The organism is Actinoplanes sp. NPDC051861, assembly GCF_040681145.1.
GTDB lineage: Bacteria > Actinomycetota > Actinomycetes > Mycobacteriales > Micromonosporaceae > Actinoplanes.
In genome coordinates, this window is sequence record NZ_JBFAYE010000012.1 from 62,910 (window position 1) to 82,296 (window position 19,387).

16 protein-coding genes are annotated in these 19,387 nt (G+C 72.0%); 3 read left to right on the forward strand and 13 right to left on the reverse strand.

What is annotated here, in order from left to right; genetic code table 11:
* Window positions 1-9: 9 nt before the first annotated feature.
* The 6 genes from AB0M02_RS27855 to AB0M02_RS27880 are packed head-to-tail and all read right to left on the reverse strand — an operon-like array spanning window position 10 to window position 4,902.
* Window positions 10-825, reverse strand: a complete 816-nt coding sequence (locus AB0M02_RS27855) for a hypothetical protein (RefSeq protein WP_364231800.1) — start codon at window positions 823-825, stop codon at window positions 10-12.
* On the reverse strand, window positions 822-1,517 hold the full coding sequence (locus AB0M02_RS27860) for a hypothetical protein (protein WP_364231802.1): 696 nt from the start codon (window positions 1,515-1,517) through the stop codon (window positions 822-824). Before AB0M02_RS27860 ends, AB0M02_RS27855 begins: the two co-directional genes overlap by 4 nt.
* Entirely contained in the window at window positions 1,514-2,545 is a 1,032-nt protein-coding gene (locus tag AB0M02_RS27865) for a zf-HC2 domain-containing protein (protein WP_364231804.1), read from the reverse strand. The genes AB0M02_RS27860 and AB0M02_RS27865 overlap by 4 nt, the downstream gene beginning before the upstream one ends.
* Window positions 2,542-3,102 (reverse strand): sigma-70 family RNA polymerase sigma factor, encoded by a 561-nt coding sequence (locus AB0M02_RS27870; protein WP_364231806.1) that lies wholly within the window; start codon window positions 3,100-3,102, stop codon window positions 2,542-2,544. Before AB0M02_RS27870 ends, AB0M02_RS27865 begins: the two co-directional genes overlap by 4 nt.
* Window positions 3,103-3,151: 49 nt before the next feature.
* The gene (locus tag AB0M02_RS27875; RefSeq protein WP_364231809.1) at window positions 3,152-3,808 is read right to left on the reverse strand and encodes a response regulator transcription factor; all 657 of its coding nucleotides are present in this window, start codon (window positions 3,806-3,808) and stop codon (window positions 3,152-3,154) included.
* The gene (locus tag AB0M02_RS27880) at window positions 3,805-4,902 is read right to left on the reverse strand and encodes a HAMP domain-containing sensor histidine kinase (protein WP_364231811.1); all 1,098 of its coding nucleotides are present in this window, start codon (window positions 4,900-4,902) and stop codon (window positions 3,805-3,807) included. The genes AB0M02_RS27875 and AB0M02_RS27880 overlap by 4 nt, the downstream gene beginning before the upstream one ends.
* Window positions 4,903-4,989: 87 nt before the next feature.
* Here AB0M02_RS27880 and AB0M02_RS27885 point away from each other — a divergent pair, with 87 nt between their 5' ends.
* Window positions 4,990-6,474 (forward strand): hypothetical protein, encoded by a 1,485-nt coding sequence (locus AB0M02_RS27885; protein WP_364231813.1) that lies wholly within the window; start codon window positions 4,990-4,992, stop codon window positions 6,472-6,474.
* Here the strand turns inward: AB0M02_RS27885 and AB0M02_RS27890 are convergent.
* Window positions 6,397-6,978: a hypothetical protein gene (locus tag AB0M02_RS27890; RefSeq protein WP_364231816.1), complete on the reverse strand. Its 582-nt coding sequence runs from the start codon at window positions 6,976-6,978 to the stop codon at window positions 6,397-6,399. The genes AB0M02_RS27885 and AB0M02_RS27890 overlap by 78 nt on opposite strands.
* A 56-nt stretch (window positions 6,979-7,034) precedes the next feature.
* Complete coding sequence (locus AB0M02_RS27895) at window positions 7,035-7,820, reverse strand: polysaccharide lyase family 7 protein (protein WP_364231818.1); 786 nt, start codon at window positions 7,818-7,820, stop codon at window positions 7,035-7,037.
* A 113-nt stretch (window positions 7,821-7,933) separates the two neighbouring features.
* Between AB0M02_RS27895 and AB0M02_RS27900 the strand changes: the two genes are divergently transcribed.
* Window positions 7,934-8,464, forward strand: coding sequence for an alpha/beta hydrolase (locus tag AB0M02_RS27900; protein WP_364231820.1), 531 nt, complete (start codon window positions 7,934-7,936; stop codon window positions 8,462-8,464).
* A 14-nt stretch (window positions 8,465-8,478) separates the two neighbouring features.
* On the opposite strand, the gene AB0M02_RS27905 is transcribed toward AB0M02_RS27900, so the two are convergent.
* Genes AB0M02_RS27905 through AB0M02_RS27915 form a run of 3 tightly spaced genes read right to left on the reverse strand, consistent with a single transcriptional unit; the run spans window position 8,479 to window position 10,363 of the window.
* On the reverse strand, window positions 8,479-8,967 hold the full coding sequence (locus tag AB0M02_RS27905) for an SRPBCC family protein (protein WP_364231822.1): 489 nt from the start codon (window positions 8,965-8,967) through the stop codon (window positions 8,479-8,481).
* Window positions 8,964-9,395, reverse strand: a complete 432-nt coding sequence (locus tag AB0M02_RS27910) for a metalloregulator ArsR/SmtB family transcription factor (protein ID WP_364231824.1) — start codon at window positions 9,393-9,395, stop codon at window positions 8,964-8,966. Before AB0M02_RS27910 ends, AB0M02_RS27905 begins: the two co-directional genes overlap by 4 nt.
* Window positions 9,396-9,412: 17 nt before the next feature.
* The gene (locus AB0M02_RS27915) at window positions 9,413-10,363 is read right to left on the reverse strand and encodes a helix-turn-helix domain-containing protein (RefSeq protein WP_364231826.1); all 951 of its coding nucleotides are present in this window, start codon (window positions 10,361-10,363) and stop codon (window positions 9,413-9,415) included.
* 71 nt (window positions 10,364-10,434) lie between these two features.
* Between AB0M02_RS27915 and AB0M02_RS27920 the strand changes: the two genes are divergently transcribed.
* The gene (locus AB0M02_RS27920) at window positions 10,435-11,358 is read left to right on the forward strand and encodes a saccharopine dehydrogenase (protein WP_364231828.1); all 924 of its coding nucleotides are present in this window, start codon (window positions 10,435-10,437) and stop codon (window positions 11,356-11,358) included.
* 357 nt (window positions 11,359-11,715) lie between these two features.
* Here the strand turns inward: AB0M02_RS27920 and AB0M02_RS27925 are convergent, their stop codons facing one another.
* Window positions 11,716-16,281: a glycoside hydrolase family 2 TIM barrel-domain containing protein gene (locus AB0M02_RS27925; protein WP_364231831.1), complete on the reverse strand. Its 4,566-nt coding sequence runs from the start codon at window positions 16,279-16,281 to the stop codon at window positions 11,716-11,718.
* A gap of 85 nt (window positions 16,282-16,366) precedes the next feature.
* Window positions 16,367-19,243 carry an FAD-linked oxidase C-terminal domain-containing protein gene (locus AB0M02_RS27930; protein ID WP_364231833.1) on the reverse strand — a complete coding sequence of 959 codons (2,877 nt, stop codon included), beginning with the start codon at window positions 19,241-19,243 and terminating at the stop codon, window positions 16,367-16,369.
* Window positions 19,244-19,387 lie beyond the last annotated feature (144 nt).

Below are 19,387 nucleotides of genomic sequence, written 5' to 3' on the forward strand. Positions count from 1 at the left end.
TCGTGTCTCTCATCGGATCCGGCGGGCGCGCACCGCGTGGCCGCCCGCGAGCGCGACGGCCGCGAGCACCACCAGCACGCCGATGGACAGCCAGGCGGCCGCCGGTGTCGGGTCCGGCCGCAGGAAGTTGAGCGTGGCGCCGGGCACCGGGCCGGCCCAGACGTCCTCGCCGTCGATGCCGTGGAAGTCCAGCAGCACGTCGAGCGGGTAACCGCCGAGCGGGTGGATCACGGTCCGCGAGAACGTCGGCATCACGTCCGGCGCGACCGCGTTGCCCCAGAGCCAGTAGCCGACGAACAGCACGCGGAACAGCGGCGCCGGCACGACCAGCGGCACGGTCAGCGCGAACGCGGCGACGAACAGCAGGCCCGGCACGATCACCACACCGAGCGCGGCGAGCGCCCACCCGAATGCCTCCGGCGCGCTGGTGTGCACCGCGTACGCTCCGGCGAAGCCGAAATAGGCGACGACGATCGGCAGTGCCGTCGCCGCGGTGGCGCCCAGATATTTGCCGGCGAGGCGGGCGCCCGGCCGGGCCGGTGTGGCGTCCAGGATCGGCGCCACCCGCAACCGGTCGTCGCGGATGAGCCGGTCGGCGAGCAGGCACCCGAAGCCGATGGTCAGCAGCGCGTGGATCTGCAGTGCCAGACCCACCACGGCGTCCCTGGCCTCGGGCGGCCGTGACGCCGGGTCGAACAGGTCGCGCAGCAGGCTGCCGCCGATCAGGACGAACAGCACCAGGGAGAGCGCCGGCACGATCCACACTGATCGTTTACGGACCTGCATGCGGAACTCGTACCGGAAGCTCGCGCCGACCGTGTTCATTCGTCCTCCTCGCCGATCAGGCGTTCCGAGTGGCCGAGAACGACCAGCGCCAGCGCGACGAACCCGGCCGCCACGGCGAGCAGGGTGAGCCGGTTCGCGGCCCAGTCGCCCGGCACCGCACCGCGGGTCGTCGCGAACAGATAGAGCAGACGGCCGGCCACGTTCTGCTGGGCCGCGTCGCCGAAGAACTGCTGCAGCGCCCAGACCGTGGTGACCAGCGCGCCGGCCGCGGCCGGGCTGCGGAACACGGCGCCCGCCGCGAAGCCCAGCCCGCTCAGCCCGAGGGTCGGCGCCAGCCAGGTGAGCTGCCCGGCGACCGGGCCGTGGTTCTCCGGCCAGCGCGCCCACCAGCCGGTCGCGATCAGGACGGCCGCGGTCAGCACGGCGATCACCGCGGTCCACGCCAGGGTCACGGCCATCCGGCGCAGCAGCGTGGCCCGGTACGACGTGGCCGCCGTCAGCTGGATCTCCACGGCCGGGTCCCGGCCGGTCAGCGAGCCGCAGGCGACACCGGCGGCGAGCGGGATCGCCATCTCCAGCGCGCCGAGCAGGATCCGGGCCGTCGTCGTCTCGCCCGGCAGCGGGTTCGCCCACGCGGCCACGACGCCGAGCGCGACGGCGAGCGGCGGGCCGAGCAGGGCGGCCCAGCCGGCCCGGCGTGCCTCGTACCGCCAGAGGGTCAGTGGTCTCACATCGGATGGGTAGCGCGCCACCCGCCGTGAGGTTCACCGCGTCCGGAAAGGATCACCGCGGCGGCTGCGGTGGCGGCGCTGACCAGCAGGATCGGGGCGCTGGTGGACCAGGCCTCCACGATGAACCGGGCCGGCCAGGCGTCGCGGACCAGCGTGCCGCCGGCCAGCACACGGACGGCCCAGAGCCCGACCGCGGCGCCGAGTGCGACGTCCGGTCCGAAGCGGACGGCGATCAGCAGGCTGAGTGCGGAGAGCAGGGCCATCGGGCCGAGCCAGGCGGCGACGAGGGCGTTCACGTTCGCCGCGCCGGGCGTGCCGGCCAGGGCCAGCACGGCGGAGGCGGCAAGGGCGAGGAGCAGATCAAAACCAAAGATCAGAGCCAGGCGTACGAGGAGAAGCAGCCGGCCGGAAACCGGCGTCGCGGCGACCAGCTCGGCCGCCGGGTCGGTCCCCGATCGGTACGTGCCCGCGACCCCGGCCGCCGCGACGACCGGCGCGGCCAGGGCGAGCACGAGCTCGGCGGCGCCACCGGGCAGGCCGGGTCCCGGCAGCAGGACGAGCGCCACGCCGAGCGCCATCACCAGCGCGGACGCGACGGGAACGACCAGCCGGATCAGCCGCGCCTCGGCCCGCACCAGCGCGAGAAGGTGCCGCAGCGGCCGCGCCCGCCGATCACCAGCCGCAGCCCCCGCAAACCCGGCATAACTCGCAAAACCAGCGGGCCCAGCGAAGCCGGCGGAAGCGGCGGGGCCGGCGGAAGCGGCGGGGCCGCCGGAAGCGGAGAGGCCGCGGGAAGCGGTGGGATCCGCAGGCCCGGCGGAGCCGTCGAGTGCGCTGCGGGTCAGGGCCGCCCGCACCGTCCGGGCCGGGTCCGGCGGTGGTCCGGGGGGTGTCGCGACGCCGGCGATCGCCTCCCAGGCCGCGAGCTCAGCCCGGCAGCGCGCGCACCCCGTGAGATGCGCGCGAACCCGCTCGCGATCCGCTTCAGGCAGAGAGCCGGCGGCATACGCCGGCAGCCAGTCCTTCATTCGGGCACCTCCTGGGTGAGCGCCGCGGCGACGGCGGCCCGCGCGTGATGGAGCCGGCTCTTCACCGTGCCGACCGGGATCGCGAGCACCTCGGCCACCTCGGCGAGCGGCAGACCGGCGACGAACACCAGCGCGATCACGTCGCGGTGGTGTTCGGGCAGCAGGTCGATGGCGGCGGCCACCGGTGTGCCACCGGCCGCCGCGATCGCCAGGTCCTCCGGGCCGGTGCTCAGGTCGGCGCGGTCCGGCAGGCCGGGCCCGGCGGGTTCCGGGGCGGCCCGGCCGCGCAGCCGGTTGTGCGCCTGGCGGCGGGCCACGCCGAACAGCCACGTCGTCACCCTGGCCCGGCCCTCGAACGCGCCGGCCGACCGCCAGACCGCGAGCATCGTGTCCTGCAGAATCTCCTCGGCGGTCATCCGGTCGCCGGCCAGCCGGTGGAGGTATCCGAAGAGCGCCCCGGCGTACCGCTCGTAGAGCCGGGCGAGCGCGGCCGCGTCACCGGCCGCGACCGATCGCAGCAACTCGTGGTCGCTGCCCGGCTCGGGCCGTCCCGCCATCCGCTCACCCCTCCCGATGAAGTAGGTAGCAGGCGACCGCCCGATCGGTTCACGCGATGCGGTAACCGATGCCCGGCGTGGTGGCGACGACCGGCGGGTCGCCGAGTTTACGGCGCAGCCGGCCCACGGTGACGGTGACCGTGTTGGTGAAACGGTCGGCGTTCTCGTCCCAGACCTGGTCGAGCAGCGACTCGGCGCTGAGGAAACCGGGGCTGGCCCGCAGCAGCGCCTCCAGGACGGCGAACTCCTTGACCGACAGGTTCACCGCGCGGCCGTCACGGACCACGGTACGGCGGACCGGGTCGAGTTCGATACCGGCCGCTCGCAGCACCCGCGGGCGGGCGTCGGGTTTGCGCCGGGCGAGGGCGCGTACGCGCAGGATGAGCTCGGGGAAGTGGAACGGCTTGCCGAGGTAGTCGTCGGCACCGAGGGTGAGCCCGCTGACCCGGTCGCCGGGCGCGCCGGCCGCGGTCAGCATCAGGACCATGGGCCGCGAGACCGAGTCGGTGATCATCTGGCAGAGCGCGTCGCCATGCAGGCCCGGCAGGTCGCGGTCGAGCACCACCACGTCGTACTCGGTGAGGTCCAGCTTGACCGCCGCGTTCAACCCGTCGTACGCGACATCGACCGCCATCCCCGCGTCGGTCAGTCCCTCGACCACCACGTCGGCGAGCGGGTGATCGTCCTCCACCACGAGGATCCTCATGCCGGCAGCTCCACCACGACGCGCAGTCCGCCCTCCGGCCGGGCGGTCAGGACGAGGCGGCCGCCGTGGGCCCGCGCGATGGCGGCCACGATGGACAGCCCGAGCCCGGACGAGCCGACGCGCTCGGCGCCGAGACGTTCGAACGGCCGCGCGAGGCGATCCACCTCGCCCTGGTCCAGGACCGGCCCGCCGGTCTCGACGGTCAGGGTCGCCCGGTCCGCCCCGGCCGAGGTGCGCACCGCGATCCAGCCGCCGGGGCGGTTGTGCGTCACCGCGTTGTCGAGCACGTTCTCCACCAGCCGGGCCAGCAGGACCGGGTTGCCCCGCACGACGCTGCCCGGGGCGACATCGGTCGTGACGGTGAGGTCCTCGGGGACGGCAAGGGTGGCGCCGATCAGCTCGCCGAGGTCGACCGGTTCGGTGTCGGCGGGCGGCCCGTGCTGGGCGCGGGCCAGCACGAGGAACCCGTCGAGCAGGTGCTCCACCCGGTCCAGCTGCAGCCGGACCCGGTCGGCGAGGGCGACCGTGCCGGGAGCCGGGTCGGGTTTGGCCACCGCGACGTCGGCGGAGGCACGCATCGTGGCCAGGGGCGTGCGCAACTCGTGCGCCGCGTTGGCCACGAACCGCCGCTGCGCGGTGAACGACGCCTCCAGCCGTTCCAGGAGCTCGTCGATCGTGTCAGCGAGGTCCTTCACCTCGTCGTCCGGGCCGCTGACGGCGAGCCGCCGGTCGAGGCTCTCCGCCGAGATCCGCCGGGTCGCGCCGGTGATGACCCGCAGCGGGCGCAGCACCCGGCGGGCCAGCATCCGGCCGAGCACCAGGGAGACGCCGGCCATGACGACCAGCGCGACGGCCGCGCCGGCCAGCAGTTGCCGGGTCTGCTGTTGGTGCGTGTCGGTGAGCTGCTGTTCGAGGACCGCGATCCGGCGCTGCGCCGCGGCCAGGCCGCTCTGCGGATTCTGACTGCCGGCCGGGACGGTCTCGCTCCGGTTGCCCTCGAAGAGCAGGAACGTCAGGACCAGCAGGGCGGCACCGGACGCGACGAAGACTGCGGCGTAGAGAAGCGTGAACCGTGCGCGGTGTGACGCGAGCATGGTCACCAGCATGCCGGGCGGGACCTAACAGCGGGGTGACAGCCTCGGTTCGGCCGCTGTTACCGCCCGGTCCGTAGAACCGGTGCCATGTCTGTGGATGTCACCTCGATCCGCCAGGAGTGGATCACGTACCGGCGGCCCGCCCGCCTGATCGCGCTCGCGGCGGCCGCCCTGAGCGTGCTCGCCCTCGGCCTGCTGTACGCCCTGGGCGCGCAGCGGGGCTGCCCCGGCACCTGCCCGGAGACCCCGCGGGCCGCCGACGGCTCGTACGTCACCGACCAGTTCTGGTTCCTGCACCGCGACCTCGGCCCCGAGGGCAGCGTGACGGCCCGGCTGACCTCGATGACCGGGACGATCACGTATCCGCCGCCGGACCACGACGAGATCGTGTCCGGCCTGGTGCCGTGGGCCAAGACCGGCATCGTCCTGAAGGACGGCCTGACGCCGGGGTCGCGGTACGCCGCGGTGATGATGACCGGCGGCAACGGCGTCCGTTTCCAGCACGACTACGAGCACGACGTGGCCGGGAACGCCGGTGGTGTCTCCGACGGCGCGCCGCGCTGGTTGCGGCTGACCCGGTCCGGCGACACCGTCACGGGAGCCGAGTCGGTCGACGGCGAGCAGTGGCACACCGTCGGGACCGCGACCCTCGACGGGTTGCCGGACGTCGTACGGATCGGCCTGTTCGCGACGTCACCGGGCGACCTCACGGTGCGCGGCACGACCCGGCAGGCCAGATTCACCCAGGCTGTCGGCGTGTTCGACAACGTCAGCGCGGAGGGGACGACCGGCGACTGGGCGGCCGACCCGATCGGCGAGTCGAACGGCACCGACTGGGAGAAGGCCCATCCGTCGGGCGCTGTGCGGGACGGTTCGACGTTCCGGCTGGCCGGCTTCGGCGACATCAGCCCGGTGTCGCACGACGGTGCGATCACCCCTGACGACATCCTGACCGGGCTTCCGTTCGCACTTCTCATCCTGGTCGTCGCGGCGGCGCGCTACGGCGCCGGGCAGGCGAGAACCACCGGCGCGGCAACGGTGGTCGTGGGCGGGGCGGCGTTCGTGACCGGGCTGCTGGCGGTCGGTGTCACGGCACCGGTCTCCGCCGCGATCCTCGGCTCGAAGGGTTTCCCGGTCGAGGTCCCGCCCCCGCTCACCGTTATCCGGGTGCTCGTCGGCGTCGCGGCCGTGCTCGGGCTCTGCGCGGCGATGGCATACCTGATCGGCGGCCGGCTGCGGCGCGGCTGGGCGGCTGTCGTGGTCGCGATCGGTGTGCTCGTCGTCCCGTACGCTATCGCGATCTTGACCCCACTGCCCGGCGCCGAATGGCTGCTGCGTCTCACCCCGGCGGCAGGTTTCGCGGTCAAGCAGACGATGGTCGAATATCCGCAGGTCACGGCGGTCTACGAACCCTGGACCGGCTACTTCCCGCTGCCCTGGTGGGCCGGATTCCTGGTGCTCTGCGGGTGGGCCGCGGTGATCGCGTGGGCGACGTCAAAGCCGGCTCATGGCCGGCCGGGGCAGGGCCTCGGCCGCGACCGCGGTCGCGACCAGGTGAGCCAGGGTCAGTAGGTCGCGGGCCCGGGCGAACGCGACGCTGTCCCGCTGGTACAGACCGTCGCGGATCCGGTCCTCCACGAGGCTCACCAGGTCCGGCAGCCCCGGCACGGGTTCGGCGCCGCGGGAGGCCACACAGGCGGCGACCGCGTCGGCCATCTCCCGGGTGCCGGGGTCGTCGGCGGCGACAAGGGCGGGCAGGCGCTTGCGGCGCCAGAACTCCAGTGCGTGCAGCGCCGCCCGCCGCTCAGCGCCGTACCACGCGGCGGGGCCGAGATTCGGGTTCAGGTCGGCGGCGGGCGGCGTCCGGTTCCCACGGCGCTTCGCCGCGCGGCGGAGCGCCGTGTACCGCCTGAGGTGCAGGTGCCAGAGCGCCCGGCTGCCGGCCAGCAGGTCGAGCGCTCGCATCAGCGCCGCCTCGTCGCGGTCGAACGGCCCGGCCACCGAGGCGAGGAAGCTGAGCGTGGCCTCGAAACCGAGCGGCCGGTAGATCTGCACGCACGAGCGCAGCGCGGACACCCGGCGCCGATGGGGATGCGCCGGGTTCCGCACGTGGTTGGCGAACGCGCTGAAACTCAGCCGTGCCTCACCGTCAGGCTGTAGAACTTCACCTTCGCTCCGTTGGTCGTGCTCTCCGACGACGACTGGTTGTACGACCCGGCCTTGAAATACTGCCGGTACGGGTTGAACGCCGACGGGATCGTGTACGTCGTCTTGACCCCGTTGATCGTCAGATTAATCTTGCTCCCGTTGACGTTGATGACATACGTCCACTTCACGCCGAGCGCCACGTTCCCCACCTTGTGCAACGTCTGGCCGCTGGCGTCCGGTGAGTTCTGCGTACCGAAGTAGATGTCGCCGTTGGGCCGGTAGTACAGCTCGGCGAGAGGCTTCGTCGACGTGCCGCCGGTGCCGAGCTTGACCTGCCCGACCGCGACGTTCTTGGTCACCGACACGATCCGCAGCTGGGCGCTGAGCGTGTGGTTGCCCGCGAGGGTCCAGTTGGCCGCGCTGCCGTCGGCGTTCATCTCGCGCAGCTCGGACCGGGCGTACTTGGAGTTCGGCGTGGTCACGCCCTTCTCCGGCGCCCAGAACGTCATCGAGCCGTCGTTCTTGTCGGTCCAGAAGAACGACGGGTTGCTGTAGCCGTTCGGGCCCTTGAGCCGGGCCGGGGAGATCGTCTCCGGGCTGCCGGGCGAGCCGACCGGGAGCTGCAGCGACCAGACCGCGAGGTCGAAATTCCCGCCGGGTGGCAGGTTGGGGTCGAGCGTGGCGGCCGAGGCCTGGGAGATCCCGAGGGCGCCGAGGGCGCCGACGGAGGCGGTGGACAGGGCAACGGAGAGCAGCGTGCGCCTCTGCATGGGGATGACCTCATTACCGTACGGGGGAATCGGTAAGACTGTTTAACAAAAACATCTCCCCCATCGATCCTCAAGGATCGGCGGTTCCGGAACTCTTAAATAACCTTAAAGACATGACCGACGCAGTCGTGCTCCCCGGCGGCAGGTACGGCCCCGCCGCCGGCATGCTCCTGTACGCGTCCACGGTGGCCGAACGACGCGGCGCGACGATCCATCGCCACGAGTGGACCGGCAAGCCCGGATGGCCGCTCACCCCCGGCACCGCCGACTGGGCCGCCGCCCAGATCACGCCGCTGCTGGACCGCCGGCCACTGCTGATCGGCAAGTCCCTCGGGGTCAGCGCGGCCGGGGTGGCGGCTGACCGGTCGCTCCCTGCGGTCTGGCTGACCCCACTGCTGACCCTGCCCTGGGTGGTCGACGCCCTGGAGCGGGCCACCGCGCCGTTCCTGCTCGTCGGCGGCACCGCGGACACCGAGTGGTGGTCCGGCGGCACCGCACATCGGCTCACCCCGCACGTCCTGGAGATTCCGAACGCCGACCACGGCCTCCTCGTCCCCGGCCCGCTGACCGATTCGATCGCCGTCCTCGCGCGTCTCGTCACCGCCGTCGAGAACTTCCTCGACGCGATCAGGTGGCCGGGGTAGTCGGGACCGGTGCGTTACGCCTGCTTCTCGGCCAGTCCCTGGTAGTAGCCCTTCATCGCCGGGTAGTAGTCGTCGAAGGACGGCTGCGGCGTCCCCTCCCGGGCGGCGACGAGATTGTCCAGGTACCACTCCCAGCCCGGCCCGAAATCGCCCGCGCCGTCCACGGCGTCGTGGTGCACCAGGCTCAGCTCGGTGCTGTCGCCCACCGGGCGCACCCGCAGCTCGATCCGCCACTGACCGACCTCGTCGGTGCTGAACAGCACCAGCCGGCGCGGCGGCTCGCAGACCTCGATGAGCATGTCGGTCCACGGCTTGCCGTCCTCGAACGCCATCTGGACCTTGACGGTGCTCCCCGGTGCCGCCTCGCCCTCCCACGTCCCGTACCACCGCGCGGTGCGCTCGGGCTCGGTCACGCTGGCCCAGACGTCCTCGACGCCGGCGCTGAACGTGCGGGTCACGACCAGGTCGGTGCCGTCGAGTCGCCCGCTGGGTGTGATGGTCACGCTGTCTCCTCCTCGCTCATGGCCCCGCCGTCGCGGCGGGCCTCTTCGCTGGTGGCCGCGCCGCCGCGGCGGGCCTCTTTACTGGTGGCCGCCTCGGCCTGGCGGCGGTCGCGGCGGGTGCGGTGGACCTCGAGCTGCAGGGCGTCGAGCCGCTGCTCCAGATAGGCGGCGCGGCGGACGGCGAACCCGTCGATCCAGTCGCGCACCTCGGACAGCCGCTCCGGGTCCACCCGGTAGACCCGCTCACGCCCGACCAGCTCGTCGCGCACCAGCCCACACTCGCGCAGCACGCGCAGGTGACGGCTGACGGCCGGCCGGCTGATCGGGAACCGCTCGGCGATCAGGCCCGCGGCCAGGGGCCTCTCGCGCAGCATCTCCAGGATGCCGCGCCGCACCGGGTCGGCGATGGCGGCCGCGACGTCGTCCACGCAGGAAGCGTAACCTATCAGTTACGGGTTTCGCGACCCCGGAACGTCCGCCGGTAGCCCTCCGGAGGGACACCGACCTGCTGGTTGAAGTGGCGCCGCAGGGTGGTCGCGGTGCCCATCCCGGTCCGCGCGGCGATCTGCTCGACGCTGAGGTCCGAGGTCTCCAGGAGCTCGCGGGCGCGGGCGACCCGCTGGGTGAGCAGCCACCGCAGCGGCGCCACCCCGGTGACCGCGGCGAAGTGCCGGGCCAGGTTGCGGGAGCTCATCCCGGCGTGCCGGGCCAGATCGGTGACGGTCAGCGGCTGGTCGAGACGTTCGAGGACCCACGGCAGCAGCCCGGCCAGGACGTGGTTGCGGCCGTGCGTCACCGCGGCCGGGATGAACTGGGCCTGGCCGCCGTCGCGGTGCGGCGGGATGACGAGCGTACGGGCGAGCGAGTTGGCGACGGCGGTGCCGTGGTCGAGGCGTACCAGATGAAGGCACAGGTCCATCCCGGCGGCCTTGCCCGCCGACGTCAGCACCCGGCCCTCGTCGATGTAGAGCACGTCCGGGTCGACGTCGATCGCGGGGAACCGGCCTCGCAGCAGATCCGTGTGCGCCCAGTGCGTGGTGGCGCGGCGCCCGTCCAGAAGACCCGCCTCCGCCAGCACGAACGCGCCGGTGCAGAGCGAGGCGACCCGGGCGCCGCTCGCGTAGGCGGCTCGGACGGCCTCGACCAGCGCGGGTGGCTGCGGGGTGTCGATGTCGCCGACCGACGGGACGATCACGGTGTCCGCGCCGGCCAGGGCGTCGAGGCCGTGATCGACACCGGCGCGCAGGAAGCCACCGACCCGGGCGTCGTCCTCGCCGCAGACGGTGAACTCGTACCACGGTTCGGCCAGTCCGCGATCGACGCCGAAGACCTCGCAGGCGGCGGCGAGCTCATACAGCGGGGTGCCGTCGGTGACAGCCAGCGCGACGCGGGTCATGTCCGAAACTGTACGGGAGTTGTCGTTGCGGACACTGTCCGGCGTCCTCCCCGGCCGGAATGCTGATCACCATGAACAAGCGAGTAGCGGTCCTGGGCGCCTCCGGTCACACCGGCACCTTCGTCGTCGCCGAGCTGCGGCGACGCGGCTTCACCCCGATCCCCTGCGGTCGCGGCACCGACCTGGACGCCGCCTTCCAGGACGCCGACGCGGTGATCAACTGCGCCGGGCCGTTCGCGTCGACCGCGGCCCCGGCGATCACGGCGGCGATCCGGGCGGGCATCCCCTACCTGGACGTCACCGCGGAACTCGAGGTGGTGCGCGACACTTTCGCCGGCTTCGCCGACGCGCCGATCCCGATCGTTCCGGCGGCGGCCTTCTACGGCGGATTGGGCGATCTTCTCGCGACGGCTGCGGCATCGTCGTGGCCGAGCCTGGATCAGATCTTCATTGCGTACGGTCTGAGCAGCTGGCATCCCACCTCGGGCACCCGGAAGACGGGCCAGGTCTCCGCCCAGCGCCGCGACGGCCGCCGCGTCATGCACACCGGCGGCACCCTGCGCTTCCGCGACGGCGACGCACCGCGCGGCTCGTGGACGTTCCCGGCCTCGTTCGGCACCCACGACGTGATCGGCGAGTTCACCATGGCCGACAGCGTCACCATCCCCACCCACCTCGACGTCCCCGAGATCGACAGCTGCATGACCGCCAACGCCGTGGCCGACCTCCACGGCTCCTCCATCACACCCTCCCCGGGCCTCTCCTCCCAACGTTTCGTGGTCGAGGTGGTCGCCCGCTCCGGCACCTCCGAGCGCCGCGCCTGGGCCGGCGGCCAGGACATCTACGCCATCACCGCACCCCTGGTCGTCGAAGCCACCCACCGCCTCCTATCCGGCGAAGGCGACAAAACCGGCGTCGCGACCCTCGGCGCCCGCTTCCACCCCGCCGACTTCCTCGACGCCCTCTCCCCCACCCACCTCACCGGCTCCTGGTGACCCCAGCCGGCACTGGCACGGACCCCCCGGGCACCGCATGACGGTAGACAGAACGCGCGTTCTTTCTCCCCTCAGCACGGTAGACAGAACGCGCGTTCTCTCTCCCCCAGCACGGTAGACAGAACGCGCGTTCTCTCTCCCCCAGCACGGTAGACAGAACGCGCGTTCTCTCTCCCCAGCACGGTAGACAGAACGCGCGTTCCCTCTCCCCCCAGCACGGTAGACAGAACGCGCGTTCTGTCTACCGGCGGCTCCTGGACTGCCGCCCCCGGCTGGCTGCCTGCCGCGTCACCCAGGCCGGCGGTGGCACACAACTTGCGAGCGCCATCGCCCGCCCGACTGCCGGCCGGGACGGGGTCAGGGGGTGCAGGTCAGGCGGGCCGCGGCCCAGTCGCCGTGGTCGGCGCCGTTGCCGTCGCCGGCGTCGGTCACGCGCAGTTCCAGCAGGGTGGCGCCGGTCACGTCGGCGGCGAGGGAGTGGGGCGCGGCTGAGCCGGTCAGGCGGCCCGACTGGGCGGTCAGGGCTCCGTCGAGCCACACCTCGAAGGTCACCGAGCCGGACGAGCCCATCTCGTCGTCCACGCCCACGTCGGCACGGAAGGCTGTGCAGCCGCGGCCGGTCAGGTCGACGGTGACGCGGGAGACGGCGTGGGCGCCGAGGCCCTTGTCGTAGACGACGCCGCCGATGGTCAGCGGGCGGCCGTCGCCGGCGGGCTGTTCGGCGTTGCTGCGGTCGCGTTCGACCGGGCCCCAGCCGTTGACGGAGTCCAGGAACGGGAGGTCGCTGACCCAGAGGGAGCCGGCGGGCAGTGGGGTGCGGACGGTCGCGGTGGCGCGGACGGTGCTGGGGAAGCCGTCGGGTGTGGAGGAGGTGACGGTCGCCGAAAGCGTGTGGGTTCCCCAGTCGGTTCCGGCGGGCACGGTGACGTCGAAGGCCACGCCGGTGCCCGGCACTCGGGTGACCTGCCAGCCGGGCGGCGCCGACAGCGACGCGGTGACGTCGCGGAGGGCGGCCGTGCAGCGCGGGCTGATCTGGACGGTGACCCGCGACGTCTCGCCGGCCCGCATCTCGGCGGGGGCCTGCAGGGCGACGTCGGGCGGGCAGGGCGCCGGGGCGGCCGAGTCGACGACGCCACCGGCCCGGACCTCGGACGCGGTCAGCGGCCGGAGCACCATCTCGTAGCTGTAGGCCCGCGTGGGTGATAGCCGGAACGGCGCGAGGACCGAGTTCGGGGTCTCGCCCATGCCGGTCTCGCCGGTCGCCGCGTGCAGCGTCACCCAGTCGGCGTTGCGGACGAGCGGGAGCTGATGGTCGTACTCGGCCCGGTCCAGGTCGTCGTGACGGGAGATGCTCACGTCGAGGGTGGAGCCGGTGGGGCTGCCGACGAGGATGCCGGAGCGGCGGCCGTCGCTGAGTGCCGCCCATGAGGTGCCGGTGTGGTTGCCGTTGGCCTGCGGGCGTGAGTAGGGGACGTACTGCTCGTCGACGGTGCTGCGCCGCACGTCGACGGTGGCGGCGCTCTGCCGGTCGTTCCAGGTCTCGTGCGGGCCGGTGCCGTACCAGCTGAAGTCGTCCATGGCGGCGGGCACCTTCAAGGCGACGCCGACGCGCGGCAGGTAGGGCAGCGTGCCGAGTCGCGCACCGGAGCCCTGGACGTCGTGGGTGAGCGTGATCGTGCCGCGGGCGTCGATGCGGTAGCGCATGGTGTGCCGGAACGTCAGGTCGTTGCCGACGGCGCGGGCGGCGACGGTGACCACGACCGCGTCGCCGTCGGCCGCGCTGGTGACGGAGTCGACCTCGTGGGACAGCCGGTCGAGAGCCGCCTCGTGCCACAGGTTGCGGTCGGCGGTGCCCCAGCCGTACGTCTCGTTGCTCGTCGGCGGGCGGTAGACGTCCAGCGCCGGTCCCGCCTTGAGCAGCTCACGCCCGGCGGACGACAGGGACGTCAGACTGCCGTTCTCGAATCGGTAACGCCAGCCGTCACCACGTACCGTGATGGTGTCGTCGTCCCGGACGAGAGCCGGCGCCGCACCGCCCGCCGGACCGGGCAGAATGCCGGGCACGACCCGGCCGCCGACCGCGAACTGCTCCTCCGCGAACGTCCAGCCGCGCCGCGCCCAGGGCAGATCGGTAACGGTCTCGGCAGCGAGGTTGAGCCAGCGCTGACGGTCGTGCGGGTTGGCCGGCGCGGCACCCAGGTCGAGGTCGAGAGTCTGGCCGGGCGCGAGGTTCAGGTCCTGTGTCCCGCCGCGAAGTCTGCGATCGACCTCGGACAACGACCATTTGAGGCGCAGGCGCAGCGCACCGGCGGGCTGTTCGTTGTGCACGCGGATCCGCCCGGCGGCGGCGTCCACGGCGGTGAACCGGAGCGGCGAGTGCGCCCAGGCCACCTCGGCGGTCTCCGGTTGCAGGAAACGGTCAGTGCCGACCATGCCGTCGGTTCCGGAGAGGCTGAGTCCCAGGCTCGGGAACTCACCGCGCGGCACGACCCGGTCGAAGTCGAGCGCCAGAATTGCCGAGGCCGAGGGGTCGGCGGAGAGCGAAGCGGGGGACAATGCATCCCCATAAATCCGGACATCGTCGATCAGGCCCCGCCCGGTCCGCACCCGCAGATCGTCCTGCTGCGTCTCCGCGTTACGCCCGACATTGACCTCGTACAGGCCGGGGTCGATCTGCCCGGAATGCGGTACGGAGGAGACGAGCACCCCGTCGATGTACAGGCTCAACGCCGACCCGTCGAACACGCCGGAGACCCGGTGCCATGATGAGTACCAGTCAGCGGGCACATCGGCGGCCACCGTCACGAACGATCCGGTGTCGACTCCGAACTCGAGGGTGTCCTGATCGCGCATCTGCAGCGCGTAGGCCCGGCCCTTGGTCACGATCGGGAAGCTGCCCGCCCACTCCCCCGGCCTGACCCAGGCGTCGAGGGTGACCGCGCCGCGCACGTCGAGCCGGCGGTCCCGGAAGACGTCCACGAAGTCGTCGAGGCTGCTCAGGCTGATCGCCTTCCCCCGGCGGCCGTCGGACAGCACCGGCTTGCCGACCAGGAAGGACTGAATGTTGTTGCCGGACGAGTCGGGAGTCAGCAGGAGCGGCTGCCGCAGGTTCTGCTCGGCCCAGTCCCAGACGAAGCCGCCCTGCATGGACGGTTCGCGGCGGGCGATCGCCCAGAACTGATCGAAATTGCCCATGCTGTTGCCCATCGCGTGGGCGTACTCGCCCATGATGATCGGCTTGGTGCCGGTGCGGGCCCGGTTCTCCACCGTCGCCGGCGTCGGGTAGCGCGGCCCGCTGACGTCGGCGAACGGCGCGTCGCCGTCCGGCGAGTTCGACTGGTGATACAGCGGGCGGGTCGGTTCGTTGGCATTCGCCCAGTCCGCCATCGCGTAGTGCGCGGTTCCGAGGCCGGCCTCGTTGCCGGTGTCCCACATGAGGACGCTCGGATGGTTCTTGTCGCGCGCAACCATCGCCTGGAAACGATCAGCGAACGCGGCCTGCCACTCCGGCTTCGACGCCAGGCACACGCTGGGGCAGTTCTCCCGCGAGTGGGTCTCGATGTCGACCTCGTCGTCGACCCAGAGTCCGTGTTTGTTCGCGAGGTCGTAGAGGTAGGGGTCGGACGGGTAGTGCGAGGTGCGCACCGCGTTGATGTGCAGCCGCTTCATCAGGAACACGTCGTCGCGCTGCGCCTCGCGGGTCACGTGCCGCCCGGTGTCAGGATCGGTCTCGGCTCGGTTGACGCCCTTGACCAGGACGCGCTTGCCGTTGACGAGCAGCTGCCTGTCGCGTACCTCGATCTCGCGGAACCCGACAGCCTGCGCGGCGATGTGCGAAATGTGCCCGTCGGGCGCCACGAGTTCGAGCCCGAGTGTGTAGAGGTTCGGTTCCTCGGCGGTCCATTTCGCGGGGTTCGCCACATCCGCACCGAGTGTCACCTGTGCGGTATGCGCGTCACCGTCGAAGGTCACGGGTTCGGTCGCGGTGAGCACGATCTGCCCGGCGGCGTCACGCAGAGTACCGCGCACCGCGTAGCCGTCACCCTGAGTGCCCGCGACGCGGGCCACGTCGACGCGGGCCGAGAGACGCGCGTCGCGGTGCGTCTCATCAAGATCATTGGAGATGTACGCGTCCCGCAGCCGAACCCGCTCCGTCCGGTACATCGTGACGTCGCGGAAGATACCGCTGTACCGCCACTGGTCGAAGTCCTCCAGGTACGCCCCGGCTCCCCAGCGGTGCACCTGCACAGCGATCGTGTTGCGTCCCGGCACCAGCAGCCCGGTCACGTCGAACTCGGCCGGCGTGTAGCCACCCTGGTCGTAACCCGCGTAGCCGCCGTTGACCCAGACGAAGTAACCGCTGGTCACGCCCTCGAAGCGGAGGAACACCCGCCCGCCGTCCCAGTCGCGCGGCACGTCGACCGTCTTCACGTAGGCGCCGGTCGGGTTGACGTCCTTCGGCACGTACGGCGGGCTGTCCGGCCAGATCTCCTCCGGGATGTTGCGGAACATCGGATGGTCGGCGAAGTCGGACTGCCAGGTGTGCGGCACCGACACCCTCGGCCACCCCGACGCGTCGAACCCGGCGGTGTGGAACTCGGCGGGCACGTCGTCGGGCCGGTCGAACAGCCGCATCCGCCAGCCCTCGCCGCCGAGGCTCCGCACGTACGGCGACGCCGCCCGGTGCTCGGTGGCGTCCCGGGTCGCGGTGGCGGTGTCGCCGTAGGGACGCAGGTCGGCGTGGTGCGGCTCCTGCCCCTCGGCCACCATCCGCGGATCCTCGAGGTAGCGGTAGACGTCCGCGATCGACTGGGGACCGCCGGTGGAGGCGGCAGCCGACGTCGCGGCAGTGGCGGACGGGCCCGAGACGAAACCGAGCAGCAGCACGGCGGCGAGTGCCGCGTGTCGGAACCGGTTGATCACTGGATACCGCCTCAGTCACCCGGAAACATCGAGCAATGCCGATGGTTACGTTACCATCGCCATCGCCCCCGGAGAGGTCGATTATCTAGCGCGAGTGCTCCCGCAGCAGCTGGACCAGGTGCTTTCCGGAGCGGCCGGCCAGGTCGGTCGCCTGGGTGCGGCAGGAGAAGCCGTCGGCCAGCAGGATGTCACCGTCCTCGGCAGCGTCCAGCGCGGGCAGGAGCTGCTGCTCGGCGACCTGCACCGAGACCTCGTAGTGGCCGCGCTCGACACCGAAGTTGCCGGCCAGGCCGCAACAGCCACCGAGGCGCTTCACCTCGGCGCCCGCCTTCTTCAGGAGAGCGGCGTCCGCCTCCCACCCCATGACGGCGTGGTGATGACAGTGCGGTTGCGCGATGACGCGTACCCCCTGAAGTGAGGGAGGCTCGTAACCCGGAGTGGCGGCAAGCAGCTCAGCCACCGTCCTGGTCGCCTTGGCGACCTCCCGTGCCGCGTCGTTGTCGACCAGCTCGACCGCGTCCTGGCGCAGCACGCCGGTGCAGGACGGCTCCAGGCCCACGATGGGAATGCCCTGCTTGACCGCCTCGTGGAGCTCGTCGACGGTGCGGCCCAGGATCCGGCGGGCGGCGTCGAGCTGACCGGTGGAGATCCAGGTGAGGCCGCAGCACGCCTTGCGGCTGGTGATGCGCGGCGCGTAACCGGCGCCGACCAGGACGTCGACGGCTGCCTGAGCGACCTCGGGCGAGAAGTGGTCGGTGAAGCTGTCGACGAACAGGATCACCGGCTTCCCGGTCTCCACGGCCCGGAAGCCGCTGCGGAACGTCTTCTCGGCGAACGTGGGGATCGAGCGGCGCGAGTCGACGCCGGCAAGGTAGAGGGCCAGGCCGCGGATGCCGGGCAGGGCGGTGGCCAGGTTGGCGAGCTTCGGCATCTTCGACGCCAGCCGGGACCAGCGCGGCAGCCAGCCGAGGGAGTAGTGCGAGCGCGGCCTCATCCGGCCCTTGAAGCTCTGGTGCAGAACCTCTGATTTGTACGCGGCCATGTCGATCCCGGTCGGGCAGTCCGAGGCGCAGCCCTTGCAGGACAGGCAGAGGTCGAGCGCGTCGTGCACCGCCTCGGAACGCCAGTCCGGGGCGAGGTCGCCGTCGAGCATCTCCTGCAGCACGCGGGCGCGGCCCCGGGTGGAGTCCTTCTCGTCCTTGGTGGCCAGGAACGACGGGCACATGACGCCGCCGAGCACGCGCGTGTCCACCCGGCACTTGCCGACGCCGGTGCAGCGGTGCACGGCCTGGTTGAAGTCGCCGCCGTCGTGGTGGTAAGCGAGCGCCAGCTTGGTGGTGACCCGGCGCGCCTGGGACACGCGGATGTTCGCGTCCACCGGGTCCGGGTCGACGATGTTGCCGGGGTTGAGCAGGTTCCGCGGGTCGAACGTGTGCTTGATCTGCCGGAACAGGTTGATCGCGTCCGGCGAGTACATCCGGGTGAGCAGTTCGCTGCGGGCGCGCCCGTCGCCGTGCTCGCCGGACAATGACCCGCCGTAGCTGACCACCAGGTCGGCGGCGTCCTCCAGGAAAGCCCGGAACTTACCGGGGCCACCCGGCCTGTCGAGCGGGAAGTCCAGGCGGACGTGGACGCAGCCGTCGCCGAGGTGCCCGTACGGCATGGCGGTCAGGTCGTGCCGCTCCACCAGCACGTCGAAGTCACGCAGGTAGGCGCCGATCCTGGCGGGCGGCACCGCGGCGTCCTCCCAGCCGGCGTGCGCGGGCAGCCCGGACGGTGCGCGACCGGCCAGGCCCGCGCCGTCCTCACGGATCTTCCAGAGCGGCACGGCCTTCGCGGTGTCCTCGACGATCACGTGGTCGACGGCGTCGGCGGCCGCGACGAGGCGGGCGACCCGGTCGCGGACCTCGCCGAGGTCGTCGCCGGCGATCTCGATCATCAGCCAGGCGGTGCCGGCGGGCAGCGGCGGGACGGCGTCCGGGCCGCGCCGGGACCGGACCACGTCGCAGATCCGGTGGTCGAGGCCCTCGCAGGCGGTCGGCTGGAATTCCAGGATCGCCGGGATGACGTCACCGGCGGTGCCGAAGTCGGGGTAGCCGAGGACGACGAGCGTGCGGTGGGCCGGGTCGGCGACCAGCTTGACGGTGGCCTCGGTGACGACGGCGAGCGTGCCCTCGCTGCCGACCAGGAACTCGGTCAGGTTGAAGCCGTTCTCGGGGAGCAGGTGCTCGACGGCGTATCCGGAGACCTGCCGGCCGAAGGTGGCGAACTCGGTCCGGCCGGTCGCCAGGTTGGCACCGATCAGCTCCCGAAGCTCCTCGACCATCTTGTCCGCGCCCGAGATCTCGGGATATGTCTTGAGTTTTTCGCTATCGGCCGTGAAGGCCGACAAGGCCAAGACATTGTCAGAGGTACGGCCATAGCCCAGCGTCCGCGCCCCGCACGAGTTGTTCCCGATCATCCCGCCGATCGTGCAGCGGGTGTGCGTCGACGGATCCGGCCCGAACCGCAGCCCGAACGGCTTCGCCGCCGCCTGCAGTGTCGCCTGCACGGTGCCCGCCTGCACCCGCGCGGTCCGCGACGCCGCGTCCACCTCGAGCACCCTGTTCATGTGCCGGCTGAAGTCGAGCACGAGCCCCGGCCCGATCGCGTTGCCCGCCACCGAGGTGCCCGCGCCGCGCGCCGTGATCGGCACCCCGGCCTCCCGGCACACCGCCAGCGCCGCCGCCACCTCGTCGTCGTTGCGCGGCCGGGCGATCGCCTGCGGAACCACCCGGTAGAGCGAGGCGTCACTCGCGTACGCCGACCGGTGTGCCGTGTCGGTGAGGACGTCGGTCACGCCCGCCCGGCGCAGGTGGGCGGCGAGGTCGGCACTGGTCAACGCGGTCTCCCGAGGGTGTACGGCAGCAGGTGCGCCCTGGCGGGGTTCGGCGGTGAACGAGCTGAAGGACGTCGCGGACATGCTAATCGCCCGCCCGGTGGCCACCGCGAGGAGCCACGGAGCCTGTGAGGTGGTCGCGCTCCCGCTAGACAGAACGAACGTTCTTTCTCCCTCCCTCGCTAGACAGAACGCGCGTTCTTTCTCCCTCCGCCCTGTGGCGATCGT